Genomic DNA, 14,321 nt, shown 5'->3' on the forward strand with positions numbered 1-14,321 from the left:
ATGGTTCGCCATCGTTACGGTAAAGGGTGCCGGTGCGTGGATTCATGTGCCTGGGTTCAGGCGGCGCAACAGGTTGATGCTGATGTTCTGGAATACCTTGCCCAGCGCCTCTAGCTTGCGCGGCGGTGAAATCAGCGACAGCGCGTGGGTGAACACCTGAACGAGGAAATATTCATAGAGGTCCTGCTTGCCGATCCGGTGGTAGTAACGGGCGAGGCTGTAGTAGGCGTGCATGGTCATCTGGATGCGCTGCTTGCTGCTGCGCATCGAGAAAATGCCACCATCATGGACGCGGTAGGCCGCCGGCTTGATCGACTCGATGAACTTGCCCTTGCCATAGGCGCCCAGCAGCGACCACCAGCAGATGTCCAGCACTTCGACACCGTGCAACTCCGGTGGAAGCTCATGAATAAGGTTGCGAAAACACACCGTGAGGGTCGAAACGTAGCGTGCCTGCATTAATTCCCGGGCACTGGCGTCCTGCCGGAAACGGCCCTGCAGGTGCGGGCTGCGCACGACCCCCTGGCTGTTGAACATGAAGGCATCGTGATAGGTCATGACGTAGTCGCGATGCTGCTGGAGAAAATCGACCTGGATCTGCAACTTGCGCGGGTCGGTCCAGTAGTCATCCCCTTCGCAGTAGGCGATGTACTGGCCGCGAGCGAGCGCAAACAGCCGCGTACTGAAGGGAACGCCCAGGCGGTACTGGTTTTCCTGCTGGTAGATAGGCTTGATGATCTCCGGATAGCACGCTGCGTACTCCTGGATGATCGCTGCGGTTGCATCCGTCGACGCGTCGTCATGGATGATGATCTCGAAGGGGAAATCCGTTTCCTGCCGAAGAAAGCCGTCCAGCGTTTCCCTGATAAAGGCTGCGTGGTTATAGGCCAGGCAGACGATGGTCAGCAGGGGTTCATGGCAGGCTCCCCAGCCTGCCATCAGCTCGCGTTCGTTCTTGAGTGGCGTGTTCATCTATAGGCTCGACTTTGTCATCAGTACATAAATCCGCAGTACTACCGGCTTGGAGGTGAAGGTGACCAGCGTCAGGCAGATCAGCCCGCTGATGGCCAAGGCCAGCAAGGTGTCGAAGCGGTTGTCGCTGGCGATGGCATTGAAAATCGGCTCGCCGATCAGCAGCCCCAGGCCGGTCATGGCGGTGATGCGCAGCAGGTCCTGCAACCACTGCTTGTGCAGGCCAGGTGCAAAGCGTTTATGCACGATCGAAGGCCAGATCAGGAACGTCAGCATGCGTAATCCGAACCAGGAGAGCGCCGCGCCATAGGCGCCGTGCTGCATGGTCGCGTAGATGACCAGCGGAATGCTCAGGGCCGCGGAGATCAGGCTGAACCAGACATGCAGCCGCAGCTGGCCGTGGGCGTACTGCAGGTAGAACTGAAAAGCGTTGATGGCCATGATTGCGCTTCCCAGCACATACCAGGGGAGGATGTTGCGACTCCAGTTCGCAGCCTCGGCATCGCCGGTCCAGGCGAGGATCAATTCAGCCGAATGGAAAGCGATCACCCCGGCCAGTGGAAACAGCAGGCTGCAGACGAAACGGGTGGCGTTCAGGTAAAGCGCCTGCATGTCCGCGATGCACTCTTCGGCAACAAGCATGGTCAGCCGCGGCAATAACGTCTGTACCAAGGGGTTGGTCAATGTCATCAGCCCTGTTGCGATCAGCGCCACCAGGGAGAAGTAGCCGTACTGTTCGAGCAGCAGGACGTTGGAAAGCAGTACCTTGTCCAGCTGTGTCAGGACGATCCATAGCAGCGAGGTGACAAACATTCCCGCGGCGAAGGGAAGCACCGGTTTCACCACGGCCCAGTCGAAGCCTGTCAGCCAGCTCCTGTTGGGCATCAGCGCGTAGGCCTTGGCTGCGAATATGGAGGTCTCGATAAACGCGATCACCGCCTGGAACAGGAAGAAGTCCAGCGGGTCCTGGCTCACGTAGGCGACCAGGAAAAGACCACCGAAATAGCGCAACGTGGCGATCACGATATTTGCACCGTTCAACCAGGCGTGCAGTTCCAGCCCTTGCAGGCCGCTTTTGTAAAGCGTCGCGTAGAGTTTCAGGCCGATCATCAGGCCCATCAGGCTGATGCAACGGATGATGGTCTCGGTGCTCAGTTCCTGTGCTTGCAGCCATTGCTGGGCAATCCAGCCGCTCGACAGACCGATGCCCAGCACGGTTAACGACGCCACAGGCAGGAACAGGATCTCGAACGAGCGCAGCAGCCGACCCGGTTGATAGCGCATCGTCGCGGTCTGGGACCGGCCCCGTAAATGTGCGATCTGACGGACCAGGGACGGGGACAGGCCGGCATCCAGCAACTGCAACCAGGCCTGCAGGACGGTGAAGAATCCGATCAAACCATAGGCTTCAGCCCCCAGGTGCTCCAGGTAGAAGGGCAGGATGAGGATGCCGACCAGCAACGCATAGGCCTGACCGACATAGCTGAGTCCGGTGTTGCGAAGCATCGATAATCTTGGGGAATCAGGCATGACGTCAGCCAGGGTCGGTCAATCAGGAAATGTGCGTGTACTGGATATCGCTGAAACAATGGTCGGGCGCGCTTGTTGCCGGCCAGAAGTGTTCAGGCTGGGCTGGTGCGTGCCGTGACGGCTGCTGCAGTAGGGTCTGGATAATGGTGTTTTGCGTATGACGGGATAGCCCAGGGTAGATGGGCAGGCAAAGCACCCGCCGGCTCAGCGTTCGCGATTGGATCTGTGGTACTTGCGGCTGCAGGTAGCCGAGCGTGTCGAGCGACGGGTAGAAATAGCGCCTCGGATTGACGCCCTGGGCGTTCAGGGCGCTTCGGCAACGCAGTAGATGATCTTCGTCTGCAGCGGCGATGGGAAAATAGGCATGGTTGCGCATAGACCCTGCTTGCTGGACCTGCAGGTCGAAGTAGTCGCCCAGCTCGCGTTCGTAGCGGTCGGCGATCTCTGCTCGTGCTTCCAGGATGAGCGCCATGTCATCAAGGATGCAAAGACCCATGGCCGCAGCAAACTCGTTGAGCTTGGCGTTGATACCAATGCCGTCGATGATGTCGGTATCGACGATTCCGAAGTTGCACAGCAGCCGTATTCTCGCAGCCAGTGCGTCATCGTTGGTAACGATGGCACCGCCTTCGATGGTGTGGAACAGCTTGGTGGCGTGAAAGCTGAGCGTGCCGACATCACCCCAGTTGAAAACCGACTCGCCCTTGTAGCGCACGCTGAACGCATGGGCGCCGTCATAGACGACCTTCAGACGATGCCGATCAGCTATGCGCGCGATGCCTTCCACGTCACAGGCGTTGCCGAACACGTGCGTCGCCACGATCGCACTGGTGTCGCTGTCGATTCGCGCCTCGATGGCATTGGGGTCCAGGTTCCAGGTAGCCCTGTCTATATCGGCAAATACCGGGCGGATACCCTCCCACTGCAGCGAACTGGCCGTGGCGACGAAACTGAACGGTGTGGTAATGGCGTTGCCGGTCAAACCCAGTGCCCGGTAGGCAATCTGCAGTGCCAGCGTACCGTTGTTGGTCAGGATGATATTCCTGACCCCAAGGTAGTCGCTCAGGCGCGCTTCGAGCTCCGTCACGAGAGGGCCGTGATTGGTCAGCCAACCCGATGAATAGATAGCGTCTATGTAATTCAGGAACTTGGACTTGTTGCCCAGATACGACTTGGTGACATTGATCATCTCGATGTCCTTATCGGTGGTTTTGCCGAGGATGACGTAACGAGCGAAGCGAATATCGTCAGGTGGTCGGTTGTGCACCTGCAGCGGTAGCGCGGCGGGCCCGGCGCTGGTTCAGCTTGAGGATCAGCCGGGTGGTAAGGCTGCCGGCGTGCGGATCGCCGTAGTGGAAGATGGCGGTCGCTCGGCGGCTGCTGGGGTCGCACGGCTCGTTCGCATGCAGGGTTCGGTAGCCCCAGAACATGTACAGGTTGCCGGGAACCAGTTGCAGCTTCGTTGGTTTCACCCATCCCCGTTTGATGGCGGTCGTGATGAGCGCTCTGCTCCATTTGTTCTGGATCAACAGTTTTTCGAGTACGTTCATGAAGACACTTGAGCGAACCCGTCTCAGGTTTGGAAAAACGATCAGGTCGCCTCGATCCTTGCCTTGTTGAGGAATCTCGATCGGCAGCAGAACGGTGAGAAGACTTGCGTCGTAATGGAAACAGTTGGATTCCCGTCGTCCCGTACCGCCCTGTACGCAACGCAGAACCGGGTAAATGGTGTCGCTGAATGCTGGTTTACCCACGCCTTCCATATAGATGCTGGCCAGCATTTCGCGAAACTCCGGCGAAGCGCCTAGAACGCCTAACAGAGACCGCTCGATTGCTGCGCCGCCATGGTGCGCAAAATATTCTCCGTGATGTTTCTTGGCATCTATCTCAACTTCATGTTGCAACTTGGCGAGCTGTTCAGCGGTGAGGAAGTTGGCGATGCACGAATATCCAGTGCTGTCCATTTCCCTAACTATCAACTGGTGGGTTGCAATATCAACGCTGCGAAAAGTCGTGCTCACGGCTTACTCCTGATTGGTAATAAAGCGATCACAATTAAAGTTACAGGTCGGCACGCAGCATGGCCCTTGATTACGGCGAGTTAATCAAGGAGAAGTGCTTGTTATTGATCATGCTTTTAATCAGGCAGCCCTGGCTGCCTTATGCAGTCGTAATCTTTGCTTTAGGCAAAGCTACCGCCACCGGCCCGGTTGGCCGCTTCGCTACAGACTTTGTTTTCTCCGTCCGGAAGCCCGACTGGCCTGGCCTTGAAGCGGGCAAAGCTACCGCACTCGGCTAGGGTTCGAGATAAGCATTCGGAGAAAGGTACTCTTGCCGGTATTGAGAAAATCAACACCAAAGGGAAGGCAATCCCTGCAAACTGTTCACGGCGGCAATGTCCGACTAACTGAGTAGGTTTCGATTGCGGCTCTGAAACATCCTGTCTCGTTTTTTTCTGTGACGTAGTTATCAGTCAAAAATTGAGGGCGGTCAAGATCAAAAAACAAAAAAATTATCGGGCCCGGAATAAGCGAAACGGCGACGGCAGGCCGACTAAGTAAGTCTTGTGGAAGTTTTTGTCGTTGTTGTTAGCAGGTAGAGCCTTGTATCTGGCGGGCGATCAACTGTTTGATCTAAGCCGTTCGGTCTATCAACTTAGTTGCAGGTAGCCTTTAGTCGAGTAACGAATAAAAAACGAGACGAGACCAGAAGCAAAGAAGATAAGGGCAGGGGCCAGCTAAAGGCGAAACGAAAAAAGGCCACTCGTATGAGTGGCCTTTTCGTATTTGGTTGCGGGAGCCGGATTTGAACCGACGACCTTCGGGTTATGAGCCCGACGAGCTACCAGACTGCTCCATCCCGCGTCTGTGGGGCGCATTCTACAGGCTGCCTGCCTGCTGTCAACCGTGCCGGGGATAAAGAGGTTTCGTATCAGCTATTTAGCGTTGGCTGTATCACCTGCGCCGGTTTTCCAGCTGCGATCCAGAAGCATCGCCAAACGAAAAAGGCCACTCGTGTGAGTGGCCTTTTCGTATTTGGTTGCGGGAGCCGGATTTGAACCGACGACCTTCGGGTTATGAGCCCGACGAGCTACCAGACTGCTCCATCCCGCGTCTGTGGGGCGCATTCTACAGGTTTCGGCCTGGCTGTCACGGGTTTATTTGGCCGCGTCCATTCAGATTCAAGTACTTAACGTAATACCCTGCGGCGGCTGGTTGTTTCGGGCCTGTCCGGGAGTGGATTGCTTCACCTCCGGACTGGTACGCAGATGGTGACGAGTGACTCGAAGCATCCCCCAGAGCATTGCGAAGGCGGCGCTGCTCCAGCCGATGACCATCAAGAGTATTACCAGGGCCGGCGTGATCATGTGTTCGATTCCTTTCTAACCAGACATATCAGCTCTCAACCGAATTGACCCCCCAATGTGTTTACGGTTCCGATCGCCGTCGGTCGCCTATGGCGCACGCACCGAAAGCGGTGCTGCCTAAATCCATATGCAATCTTGCGAGGAGAACCTCATGCAAAACTATTCAACCGTGATGTTCGGTGCCCTGATCGCAATGGCCGCCGCGCAGGGAATGGCCGAAGACGCGCCTGTGCAGGCGTTAGGGGCGATCGAGCTGGCGCAGAATACCGGCGCCGCCAATCGAACCCTGGGCAACGGCTCCATGGGCTTGGGGGAGGGTATCGATCGGCTTCAACAGCCTAAAAATGGCGAAACCGAGCACGACACGGATGAGCGCCGACCGCAGCGTTACGATCAGTCGGCGCATGGGGACAATGACACGGATATGGAGCATAGGCAGCGCCCCACGCTAGGCGACCATGAGGACGAATAGCACGGTGTGTGTTGAGGGATGGGCTTTGTGCCAGTCGCTTATGCAGCGAACATAGAATCGCCTCTGCGCCTGGTCCCCGTGAAGGCGACGAAGAGGTTGCCCAGGTCTGTACTGCAACGTTTCTTCGGCACGCGTTGCTCCGTACAATGCCCTCCCTTTTCGATTGGTCAGTACCATGCAAATCGCCCTCGCGCCCATGGAGGGGCTGGTCGACGACATTCTTCGTGACGTGCTGACAGGCGTCGGAGATGTCGACTGGTGTGTCACGGAATTCATCCGCGTCTCAGATCGGCTGTTGCCACCGTCCAGCTTCCGCAAGCTGGCCCCTGAACTCGATAGCGGGGCGATGACCCGTGCAGGAACGCCGCTGAGAGTGCAGCTGCTGGGCTCGGACCCGCTATGCCTCGCCGACAATGCTGCATTCGCCTGCACGCTTGGTGCGCCCGCGATCGATCTCAACTTCGGTTGCCCGGCCAAAACCGTCAACAAGTCGCGGGGCGGCGCTGTTCTGCTCAAGGAGCCGGAGCTGTTGCATTCGATCCTCCATGAGGTGCGCAAGGCCGTGCCCGCGCATGTGCCTGTCACGGCAAAGATGCGCTTGGGCTACGACAGCCCGGACGGCGCGCTTGACTGCGCAAGGGCCCTGGTCGATGGCGGTGCTGAGCAGCTGGTGGTGCACGCCCGGACCAAGGTCGACGGTTACAAGCCGCCGGCGCACTGGGAATGGGTGGCCAGGGTCCAGGACGTGGTATCGGTCCCGGTGTACGCCAACGGTGATATCTGGTCGCTCGAGGACTGGCGTCGTTGCCGGGAGATCAGCGGGGTAGAGGACATCATGCTCGGTCGGGGCCTGGTTTGCCGGCCGGACCTGGCACGGCAGATCAGCGCTGCGAGCCGGGGCGGCACTGTCGAACCGATGGGCTGGAGCACGCTGCAACCGCTGCTGGCCGAGTTCTGGCTGCAGGCCAGGCGGAAGATGTCACCACGCTACGCGCCGGGCCGCCTCAAGCAATGGGTATCCATGCTCACCCGTAGCTATCCTGAAGCGGTTGCACTGTTCGACCAGCTTCGTCGCGAGAACGATTGCCAGCGTCTCGACGCGCTACTGGGTATCGATTTGCAGGCGCCAGGTCTTGAAACGGCGGTCTAGCGGCCACCACTGACGTCGAGCAAAGCACCGCAGGTGTAGCTGGCCTTATCGCTTGCCAGCCAGAGAATCGCTTCGGCCACTTCCTCGGCATGACCGCCACGACCCAGCGGAACGCCCGCTTTCACCCGCTCGACCCGTCCGGGTTCGCCGCCGCTGGCATGGATTTCGGTGTCGATCACGCCCGGCCGTACCGCGTTGACGCGAATGCCCTGCGCAGCGACCTCCTTGGCCAGTCCAAGGGTCATGCTGTCGATCGCCCCTTTGGCTGCCGCGTAGTCGACATATTCGTTCGGCGCGCCAAGCTTCGCCGCGATGGAGGAGACATTGACGATGGCGCCGCCGTGCCCGCCGTAACGCGTCGACATACGTTTCACTGCCTCGCGAGCGCAGGAAAAGCTGCCGAAGACGTTTACCGCGAAAACCCGCTCCAGTCGCGCTCGGTCCATCTCGTCCAGGCGCATCTGGCGCTCCAGCATGCCCGCATTGTTCACAAGTACGTCGAGTCTGCCGAATTCGGCATCGACGGCCGCGAACAGCCTGGTGACCTGGGACTCGTCCGCGATGTCCGCTTCGACGGCGATCGCGCGCACGCCAAGGTCGTGCACCTGGTGCAGCAGCTGCTCGACCGCGTCCTGGCGCCGATGATAGTTCAGGCACAGCGCGTACCCTTCGGCCGCTGCCAGCCTCGCCGTGGCGGCACCGATTCCGCGGCTCGCGCCTGTTATCAGCATCACTTTCGACATGTCAAAACTCCGACGGACGGTCTTGAAAATCAGCGTGTGGCACCTATCTAGGGCATCACAGGATGCCGAATTCGGGTCCTGGATGTACCACTCGCTGAATATCAGGAGATAGCAAAATGACCAATTTCTCGATGGCTCCACTGTTTCGCCAATCCATTGGCTTCGATCGTTTCAACGACCTGTTCGAGTCGGCCTTGCGCAATGACGCCAACAGCTCGTTTCCACCTTATAACGTGGAAAAACACGGTGATGACCAGTACCGCATCATCGTAGCAGCTGCGGGCTTTCAGGATTCCGACCTGGATCTGCAGGTCGAGCGCGGCGTGCTGACCATCACTGGCGGCAAGCGCGAAAACGGGAGTGACAACGTCACCTACCTGCATCAGGGCATTGCCCAGCGCGCGTTCAAGCTGTCGTTCCGCCTCGCTGACCACATAGAGGTCAGGGGCGCCGCGCTGAACAACGGACTGCTGACCATTGAGCTCGAGCGCATCGTGCCGGAAGAAGCCAAGCCCAAGCGCATCCCGATCAACGGTGAGCGGCCGGCGCTGGAGCAGGCCTGATCTGAAGAGGGCGTCGCGAGACGCCCTTTTTGTTCAGGACTTCCTGTCGTTGCGCAACAGCGCGCTGAAGTCTGCAAACGGCACTGGCCGGCTGAACAGGTAGCCCTGATACAGATGGCAATCCTGCAGCTGCAACAGGTCAAGCTGTGCTTGCAGCTCTACACCTTCGGCGATCACGTCCAGTTCCAGGCTCTTGGCCATGGCGACAATGGCGCGAATGATTGCGGCGTCGTTCGTATCGTCCAACGCATCGCGAACGAACGACTGATCGATTTTCAACAGATCCACCGGCAGACGCTTGAGGTAGGTAAGCGACGAGTAGCCAGTGCCAAAATCATCCATCGCGAAGCTTACCCCGTGCCGCTGTAGGCGGCGCATCTTGGCGATCGTGTCGTCCAGGTTCTGGATCACGATGCCCTCGGTAATTTCCAGCTTGATCATCTGCGGCGGCAGGCCGGCCGCGCTCAGCGTATCGACTATGCGCTCGACGAACTCACCCTGGCGGAATTGCCGGGGGCTGATGTTGACGCACAAGCTGAAACGCTCCGGCTGCACCAGCCCGCCTTGCAGGAGCAGGGCGCCGAGACGGCAGGCTTCGCGGATCACCCAGGCGCCAACCTCGATGATCAGGCCGCTCTCCTCGAGAACGTCGATGAACTGTCCGGGCGCACGCAGGCCGTGTTCCGGATGCTGCCATCGCAACAGGACTTCGGCACCGACGACAGTGGCTGATCGGGCATCGACCTGAGGCTGCAGATAGAGCTCGAACTCTCCGCGCTGCAAGGCCCGGCGCAGTTCGTTCTCCAGTTGCAGGCGGGCGCTCGCCTCCTCCTGCATGGTCGTGCGGAACAGCTGGATGGCGTTGCGCCCGGCATCCTTGGCGCGATACAGGGCGATGTCGGCGCGCTTGAGCAGGTCGGCGGGGGTTTCGCCGTGGTCCGGTATAAGCGCAATGCCAATGCTCGGTGTGACCTGCAGCTGATTACCTTCGAAGACCATGGGCTCGGCCAGCAGCGTGCGCAGTTTTTCGGCTACTTGCCTGACGTGCCGGGTGACTTGCGAGCGCTTGCCGCTTAGGCCGGTCAGCAACACGACGAATTCGTCGCCGCCTAGGCGAGCCACGGTGTCTTCCTGGCGCACGCTGGCCTCCAGCCGCGCCGTGACCATCTTCAGCACGCCGTCACCGACAGGGTGGCCCAGCGAGTCGTTGATGTGCTTGAAATGATCGAGGTCGAGAAAGAGCAGGGCGCCGCGAAGGTTATGCCGCTTGTGCAACGCGGTTTGCTGCGTCAGTCGATTCATCAGCAAGGCACGATTGGGCAGGTTGGTCAGTGGGTCGTGATAGGCCAGGTGATGAATTTGCGCGTGAGCGGCCTTCAGCTGGCTGATGTCCCGCGCCGACAGCAGCAGGCAGTCGATACCGTTGAGTTCGATGGGCTCGACCGAAACCTCGATCTGCTTCGAGCGACCCCAGCGATCCTGGCCAGTCATCTCCCAGTTCGAGACGCGTCCTTCCCGCTTCAGCCGCTCGAGGATCGCCTTGCGCTGACTGCCGGGCCAGATGCCCAGCTCGGTCGACGTACGGCCGATGGCCTCCTCGGCGAGGTATCCACTAAGCCGATAGAAGCCCTCGTTGACTTCTATGAAGCGACCGCTCTCACGGTCGCTGATGATGATCGCGTCGGGGCTGGAGTGGAATGCTTTGGCAAACTTCGCTTCGCTGGCCTTGAGTGCCGCCTCGGCCTGTTGCCGTTTGGTGATGTCGCGGAAGGTCGTCACGACGCACAACCCATCATCGATCCGTACGAAGCGGCTGGAAACCACGCAGGTCACCACGCGACCATCCCTGGTATGAAACTGCGCCAAGGCTTCCTCGAGACGGTGGTCGCGCCTCATTTGTTGAAACAGGAGCTGCCGTTGCGCCTCATCACACCAGAAGTCGATGTCGAGGCCCGAGCGGTCGATGATTTCATCCTTGGCCCAGCCAAAGACCGCGCTGAAGGCAGGATTGACATCAAGAAATTTTCCGTCGCGTATGCGCGATACCGAGACCGGGTCGGGGCTGCCCTGGAAGAGGGTGGCAAACTTTGCTTCCGAAGCGGCTAGGCGTTGCTCGCGAAGAACGCGTTCGGTGGCATCAATGATGATTCCGGCCATCCTGAGTGGTGCACCTTGCTCGTCGCGGTAGAGCTTGGCGGTACTTTCAAGGTGGCGAACCGAGCCGTCGGCATGTTCTGCCCTGTAGACCGCCAGATAGGTTTGTCGTCTTCCGGTAAGCAATTCCCCGTAGGCTTCACGCATGGCCCGCCTGTCCTTGGTCGCAACACTTCGGAAGAATTCCCGGAACGAGCCATTGAAGGTCTCCTTGACCGTACCCTGCAATTCCAGCGCTCGAGTCGAGGCATACAGGGTGTCGCTGGGTATATGCCATTCCCAGTTGCCCAGTTCTGCTGAGGCCAATGCCAGTTCGAGGCGTTCCTGGCTATCCGCCAGTGCCTGTGCCTGGACGTGCTGGTCAGTCACATCCCTGACGATGCCGACCAGTATCGAACGAGCCGCAGCATGAGACTGCCACTGGCCTTCGACTTCCAGCCAGCGCACGCTCATGTCTGCAGAGTGCACCCGATGGCGAAAGCCGAAGCGGGCCTTGCTGTCTTTCAGTGCAGCGCGCACCTGCTGCTGGATGCGCGACCTGTCCTCATCCGCAACCATAGCCAGATAATCGTCTTGCCGGATCTGCACCCGGGAATCGTCCAGCCCGTACAGCCTTGCGGTTCCGCGTGACCATTGCAGCATCCCGCACAGCGGATGCCAGGACCAGACGCCAAGCCCGGTGCCTTCAAGTACCGAAAGCAGCTGTGTGGCGTCCTGCCAAGGTGTCGCCTGCTGAACATTGGATGTTTCGGTCGCTATGTCTTGGGGCTCAGTGGGAGGCATGAACAGACTCGGTCGGATAGGCCGGTGGCAGGGGCGTCGGCTGGAGACGAATGGCGAGCATGCGCATCTTGTAGTTGTCATTCAATGCGAACTTATCCGCAGTAGATGGCAAAGTGCAAGTATGCTCAGCCTGCTTCAAGCAGCGTCATGAAGGCCTTTGCCGCATTCGACAAGGTGCGGTCGGTATGTACGATATAGCCCAGCTGCCGCGTAAGCTGCACGTCCGGCAGCGGCAGGCGCACCACTTGCTCGTCCAGCATGGTGCGCGGCAGGACGCTCCAGGCGATACCGATGGAGACCATCATCTTTATCGTCTCCATATAGTTGGTGCTCATGGTGATGTTCGGAGTGAGCCCTTCACGCTCGAACAGCCGCTGGGCAATGTGATGGGTAAAGGTATTGCCACCTGGGAATACCGCCGGGTAGCGGGCCACGTCAGCCAGTGTGATCCCGGCCTTCTGTGCCAGGGGATGCTCTGGGGCGACGACGAAGTCCAGAGGGTCATCCCAGACCCTGGTGGCGCTGACCGGGGCGGCCGTCTGTGGCGCCAGGGTGATCACCGCCAATTCGGCGCGCCCATGCAGGACTTCTTCATAAGCGATCTCGGAATCGAGGAACCGAATATCCAGGTTTACTTCGGGGAAGCGCCGGGTGAAGGTTCTCAGCAGCGGAGGCAGGCGGTGCAGGCCGATGTGGTGGCTAGTCGCCAGGCACAGACGGCCGCTGACGTCGCCGGTGAGGTTGGTCAACGCCCGGCGGGTGTCATCCAGCACGTTGAGAATCTGATAAGCGCGAGGAAGCAGGGCTCTGCCGGCTTCGGTCAGGCTGACCTCCCTACCCAGGCGGTCGAATAACCGTACCTTCAATTGCGACTCCAGCGCGGCGAGACGCTTGCTTACGGCTGGCTGAGTCAGGTGCAGGCGCTCGCCTGCCAGAGAGAAACTGCCCGTCTCGGCGATGGCGATGAAGGCGTTGAGGCTGGCAAGGTCCATGGCCGGTTCCTGTAGGGTGGGGAGGTGGTTGACTCAGTTAGTTATTCCAGCATGGAATGCATTGGATGAAAAATATGAATTTGAGTAATTTCATGTATGGCCATAGCATCACCCCATAAGCAAAAGGGCTATTGGCCCAAATAACTGATGAGGAAATGTCTGATGGCCGGCAAGACGCTCTACGACAAGCTCTGGGAAATGCATGAGGTCAAGCGGCGCGACGATGGCTCGTCGCTGATTTATATCGACCGCCATATCCTTCACGAAGTAACTTCACCACAGGCTTTTGAGGGCCTGCGTCTGGCCAATCGCAAGCCGTGGCGCATCGACGCGAATATCGCGACACCCGACCACAACGTGCCCACCACAAAGGGTGAGCGCCAGGGAGGTCTCGAGGCGATCGCCGATGAAGTTTCGCGCATTCAGGTGCAGACCCTGGACGAAAACTGCGATGACTTCGGAATTCTTGAATTCAAGATGAACGACATCCGCCAGGGCATCGTTCACGTTATCGGCCCGGAGCAGGGCGCGACCCTGCCAGGCATGACGGTGGTCTGCGGCGACTCGCACACCTCCACCCATGGCGCCTTTGCCGCGCTGGCTCACGGCATAGGCACCTCGGAAGTCGAGCATGTGCTTGCAACCCAGTGTCTGGTTGCCAAGAAAATGAAGAACATGCAGGTCCGCGTGGAAGGCAAGCTGCCTTTTGGCGTAACGGCCAAGGACATCGTTCTGGCTGTCATCGGCAAGATCGGCACGGCCGGCGGCAATGGTCATGCGCTGGAGTTCGCGGGAAGTGCCATCCGCGACCTGTCGATGGAAGGCCGCATGACCATCTGCAACATGTCCATCGAAGCCGGCGCGCGGGTCGGTATGGTGGCTGCGGACGAGAAGACGATCGCCTATGTCGAAGGCCGACCCTATGCGCCCAAAGGTGCCGACTGGGAACGTGCCGTCGCCGCCTGGAAAGAACTGGTGTCGGATGACGATGCTGTGTTCGATACCGTTGTCGAGCTGGATGCAGAGGACATCAAGCCACAGGTCAGCTGGGGTACCTCCCCGGAAATGGTGCTTGCGGTCGATCAGTGTGTGCCGGATCCGGCCGCCGAGGCCGATCCGGTCAAGCGCGATTCCATCACGCGTGCGTTGAAATACATGGGCTTGCGCGCTAACCAGCCGATCACTGACATTCAGCTTGACCGCGTGTTCATCGGCTCCTGCACCAACTCGCGCATCGAAGACCTGCGTGCTGCTGCCGAAGTGGCAAAAGGGCGCAAGGTTGCATCGAGCGTCAAGCAGGCAATGGTTGTACCCGGCTCGGGTCTGGTCAAGCAGCAGGCGGAAGCCGAAGGGCTGGACAGGATCTTTCTCGAAGCCGGTTTCGAGTGGCGCGAGCCGGGCTGCTCGATGTGCCTGGCGATGAACCCTGACAAGCTCGGCAGTGGTGAACACTGCGCGTCCACGTCAAACCGCAACTTCGAGGGCCGGCAGGGTGCCGGCGGGCGGACCCATCTGGTCAGCCCGGCCATGGCTGCTGCAGCTGCAGTGACCGGCCGTTTCGTGGATGTTCGTGAACTGATCCAGGCCTGAGGAGA

General features: G+C 59.4%; 12 protein-coding genes and 2 tRNA genes. 5 read left to right on the forward strand and 9 right to left on the reverse strand.

Annotated elements, in window-relative coordinates:
* Positions 1-42: 42 nt before the first annotated feature.
* Genes AC4LFW_RS05285 through AC4LFW_RS05300 form a run of 4 tightly spaced genes read right to left on the reverse strand, consistent with a single transcriptional unit; the run spans position 43 to position 4,523 of the window.
* Positions 43-972 carry a glycosyltransferase gene (locus AC4LFW_RS05285; RefSeq protein ID WP_491818158.1) on the reverse strand — a complete coding sequence of 310 codons (930 nt, stop codon included), beginning with the start codon at positions 970-972 and terminating at the stop codon, positions 43-45.
* Positions 973-2,502: an oligosaccharide flippase family protein gene (locus AC4LFW_RS05290; RefSeq protein ID WP_491818159.1), complete on the reverse strand. Its 1,530-nt coding sequence runs from the start codon at positions 2,500-2,502 to the stop codon at positions 973-975. It lies immediately after the preceding gene.
* Positions 2,503-2,524: 22 nt separating this feature from the next.
* Positions 2,525-3,691, reverse strand: a complete 1,167-nt coding sequence (locus AC4LFW_RS05295; protein ID WP_491820133.1) for a DegT/DnrJ/EryC1/StrS family aminotransferase — start codon at positions 3,689-3,691, stop codon at positions 2,525-2,527.
* A 58-nt stretch (positions 3,692-3,749) separates the two neighbouring features.
* Positions 3,750-4,523, reverse strand: a complete 774-nt coding sequence (locus AC4LFW_RS05300; protein ID WP_491818160.1) for a hypothetical protein — start codon at positions 4,521-4,523, stop codon at positions 3,750-3,752.
* A 59-nt stretch (positions 4,524-4,582) separates the two neighbouring features.
* Between AC4LFW_RS05300 and AC4LFW_RS05305 the strand changes: the two genes are divergently transcribed.
* On the forward strand, positions 4,583-4,801 hold the full coding sequence (locus AC4LFW_RS05305; RefSeq protein WP_491818161.1) for a hypothetical protein: 219 nt from the start codon (positions 4,583-4,585) through the stop codon (positions 4,799-4,801).
* A gap of 488 nt (positions 4,802-5,289) precedes the next feature.
* Here the strand turns inward: AC4LFW_RS05305 and AC4LFW_RS05310 are convergent.
* Together AC4LFW_RS05310 and AC4LFW_RS05315 are read right to left on the reverse strand one after the other, a co-directional pair.
* Positions 5,290-5,366: transfer RNA gene (locus AC4LFW_RS05310), tRNA-Met, on the reverse strand.
* A 172-nt stretch (positions 5,367-5,538) separates the two neighbouring features.
* Positions 5,539-5,615, reverse strand: a tRNA-Met gene (locus tag AC4LFW_RS05315).
* Between the two features lie 405 nt (positions 5,616-6,020).
* On the opposite strand from AC4LFW_RS05315, the gene AC4LFW_RS05320 reads away from it, so the two are divergent.
* Both AC4LFW_RS05320 and AC4LFW_RS05325 read left to right on the forward strand, forming a co-directional pair.
* Complete coding sequence (locus tag AC4LFW_RS05320; protein ID WP_491818162.1) at positions 6,021-6,341, forward strand: hypothetical protein; 321 nt, start codon at positions 6,021-6,023, stop codon at positions 6,339-6,341.
* A gap of 175 nt (positions 6,342-6,516) precedes the next feature.
* Entirely contained in the window at positions 6,517-7,491 is a 975-nt protein-coding gene (locus tag AC4LFW_RS05325; protein ID WP_491818163.1) for a tRNA dihydrouridine synthase, read from the forward strand.
* On the opposite strand, the gene AC4LFW_RS05330 is transcribed toward AC4LFW_RS05325, so the two are convergent.
* A complete protein-coding gene (locus AC4LFW_RS05330; protein WP_491818164.1) occupies positions 7,488-8,234 on the reverse strand; it encodes an SDR family oxidoreductase in 747 nt (248 codons plus the stop codon). The genes AC4LFW_RS05325 and AC4LFW_RS05330 overlap by 4 nt on opposite strands.
* A 116-nt stretch (positions 8,235-8,350) precedes the next feature.
* Between AC4LFW_RS05330 and AC4LFW_RS05335 the strand changes: the two genes are divergently transcribed.
* Positions 8,351-8,797, forward strand: coding sequence for an Hsp20 family protein (locus tag AC4LFW_RS05335; protein WP_491818165.1), 447 nt, complete (start codon positions 8,351-8,353; stop codon positions 8,795-8,797).
* Between the two features lie 33 nt (positions 8,798-8,830).
* Here AC4LFW_RS05335 and AC4LFW_RS05340 read toward each other — a convergent pair whose 3' ends face one another.
* On the reverse strand, positions 8,831-11,734 hold the full coding sequence (locus tag AC4LFW_RS05340) for an EAL domain-containing protein (RefSeq protein WP_491818166.1): 2,904 nt from the start codon (positions 11,732-11,734) through the stop codon (positions 8,831-8,833).
* A 125-nt stretch (positions 11,735-11,859) separates the two neighbouring features.
* Positions 11,860-12,726 (reverse strand): LysR family transcriptional regulator, encoded by an 867-nt coding sequence (locus AC4LFW_RS05345; protein WP_491818167.1) that lies wholly within the window; start codon positions 12,724-12,726, stop codon positions 11,860-11,862.
* Positions 12,727-12,888: 162 nt separating this feature from the next.
* Here AC4LFW_RS05345 and leuC point away from each other — a divergent pair, with 162 nt between their 5' ends.
* Entirely contained in the window at positions 12,889-14,316 is a 1,428-nt protein-coding gene (gene leuC / locus AC4LFW_RS05350) for a 3-isopropylmalate dehydratase large subunit (protein ID WP_491818168.1), read from the forward strand.
* The last annotated feature ends 5 nt before the right edge of the window (positions 14,317-14,321 follow it).

This window comes from Stutzerimonas sp. C6.4V (assembly GCF_058536345.1).

What these genes read in the sequence shown, in the direction of transcription:
- AC4LFW_RS05285 (WP_491818158.1), bottom strand. Translation starts at nt 972, where the DNA reads ATGAACACGCCACTCAAGAACGAACGCGAGCTGATGGCAGGCTGGGGA.
- AC4LFW_RS05290 (WP_491818159.1), bottom strand. Translation starts at nt 2,502, where the DNA reads ATGCCTGATTCCCCAAGATTATCGATGCTTCGCAACACCGGACTCAGC.
- AC4LFW_RS05295 (WP_491820133.1), bottom strand. Translation starts at nt 3,691, where the DNA reads ATGATCAATGTCACCAAGTCGTATCTGGGCAACAAGTCCAAGTTCCTG.
- AC4LFW_RS05305 (WP_491818161.1), top strand. Translation starts at nt 4,583, where the DNA reads ATGGCCCTTGATTACGGCGAGTTAATCAAGGAGAAGTGCTTGTTATTG.
- AC4LFW_RS05320 (WP_491818162.1), top strand. Translation starts at nt 6,021, where the DNA reads ATGCAAAACTATTCAACCGTGATGTTCGGTGCCCTGATCGCAATGGCC.
- AC4LFW_RS05325 (WP_491818163.1), top strand. Translation starts at nt 6,517, where the DNA reads ATGCAAATCGCCCTCGCGCCCATGGAGGGGCTGGTCGACGACATTCTT.
- AC4LFW_RS05330 (WP_491818164.1), bottom strand. Translation starts at nt 8,234, where the DNA reads ATGTCGAAAGTGATGCTGATAACAGGCGCGAGCCGCGGAATCGGTGCC.
- AC4LFW_RS05335 (WP_491818165.1), top strand. Translation starts at nt 8,351, where the DNA reads ATGACCAATTTCTCGATGGCTCCACTGTTTCGCCAATCCATTGGCTTC.
- AC4LFW_RS05340 (WP_491818166.1), bottom strand. Translation starts at nt 11,734, where the DNA reads ATGCCTCCCACTGAGCCCCAAGACATAGCGACCGAAACATCCAATGTT.
- AC4LFW_RS05345 (WP_491818167.1), bottom strand. Translation starts at nt 12,726, where the DNA reads ATGGACCTTGCCAGCCTCAACGCCTTCATCGCCATCGCCGAGACGGGC.
- leuC (WP_491818168.1), top strand. Translation starts at nt 12,889, where the DNA reads ATGGCCGGCAAGACGCTCTACGACAAGCTCTGGGAAATGCATGAGGTC.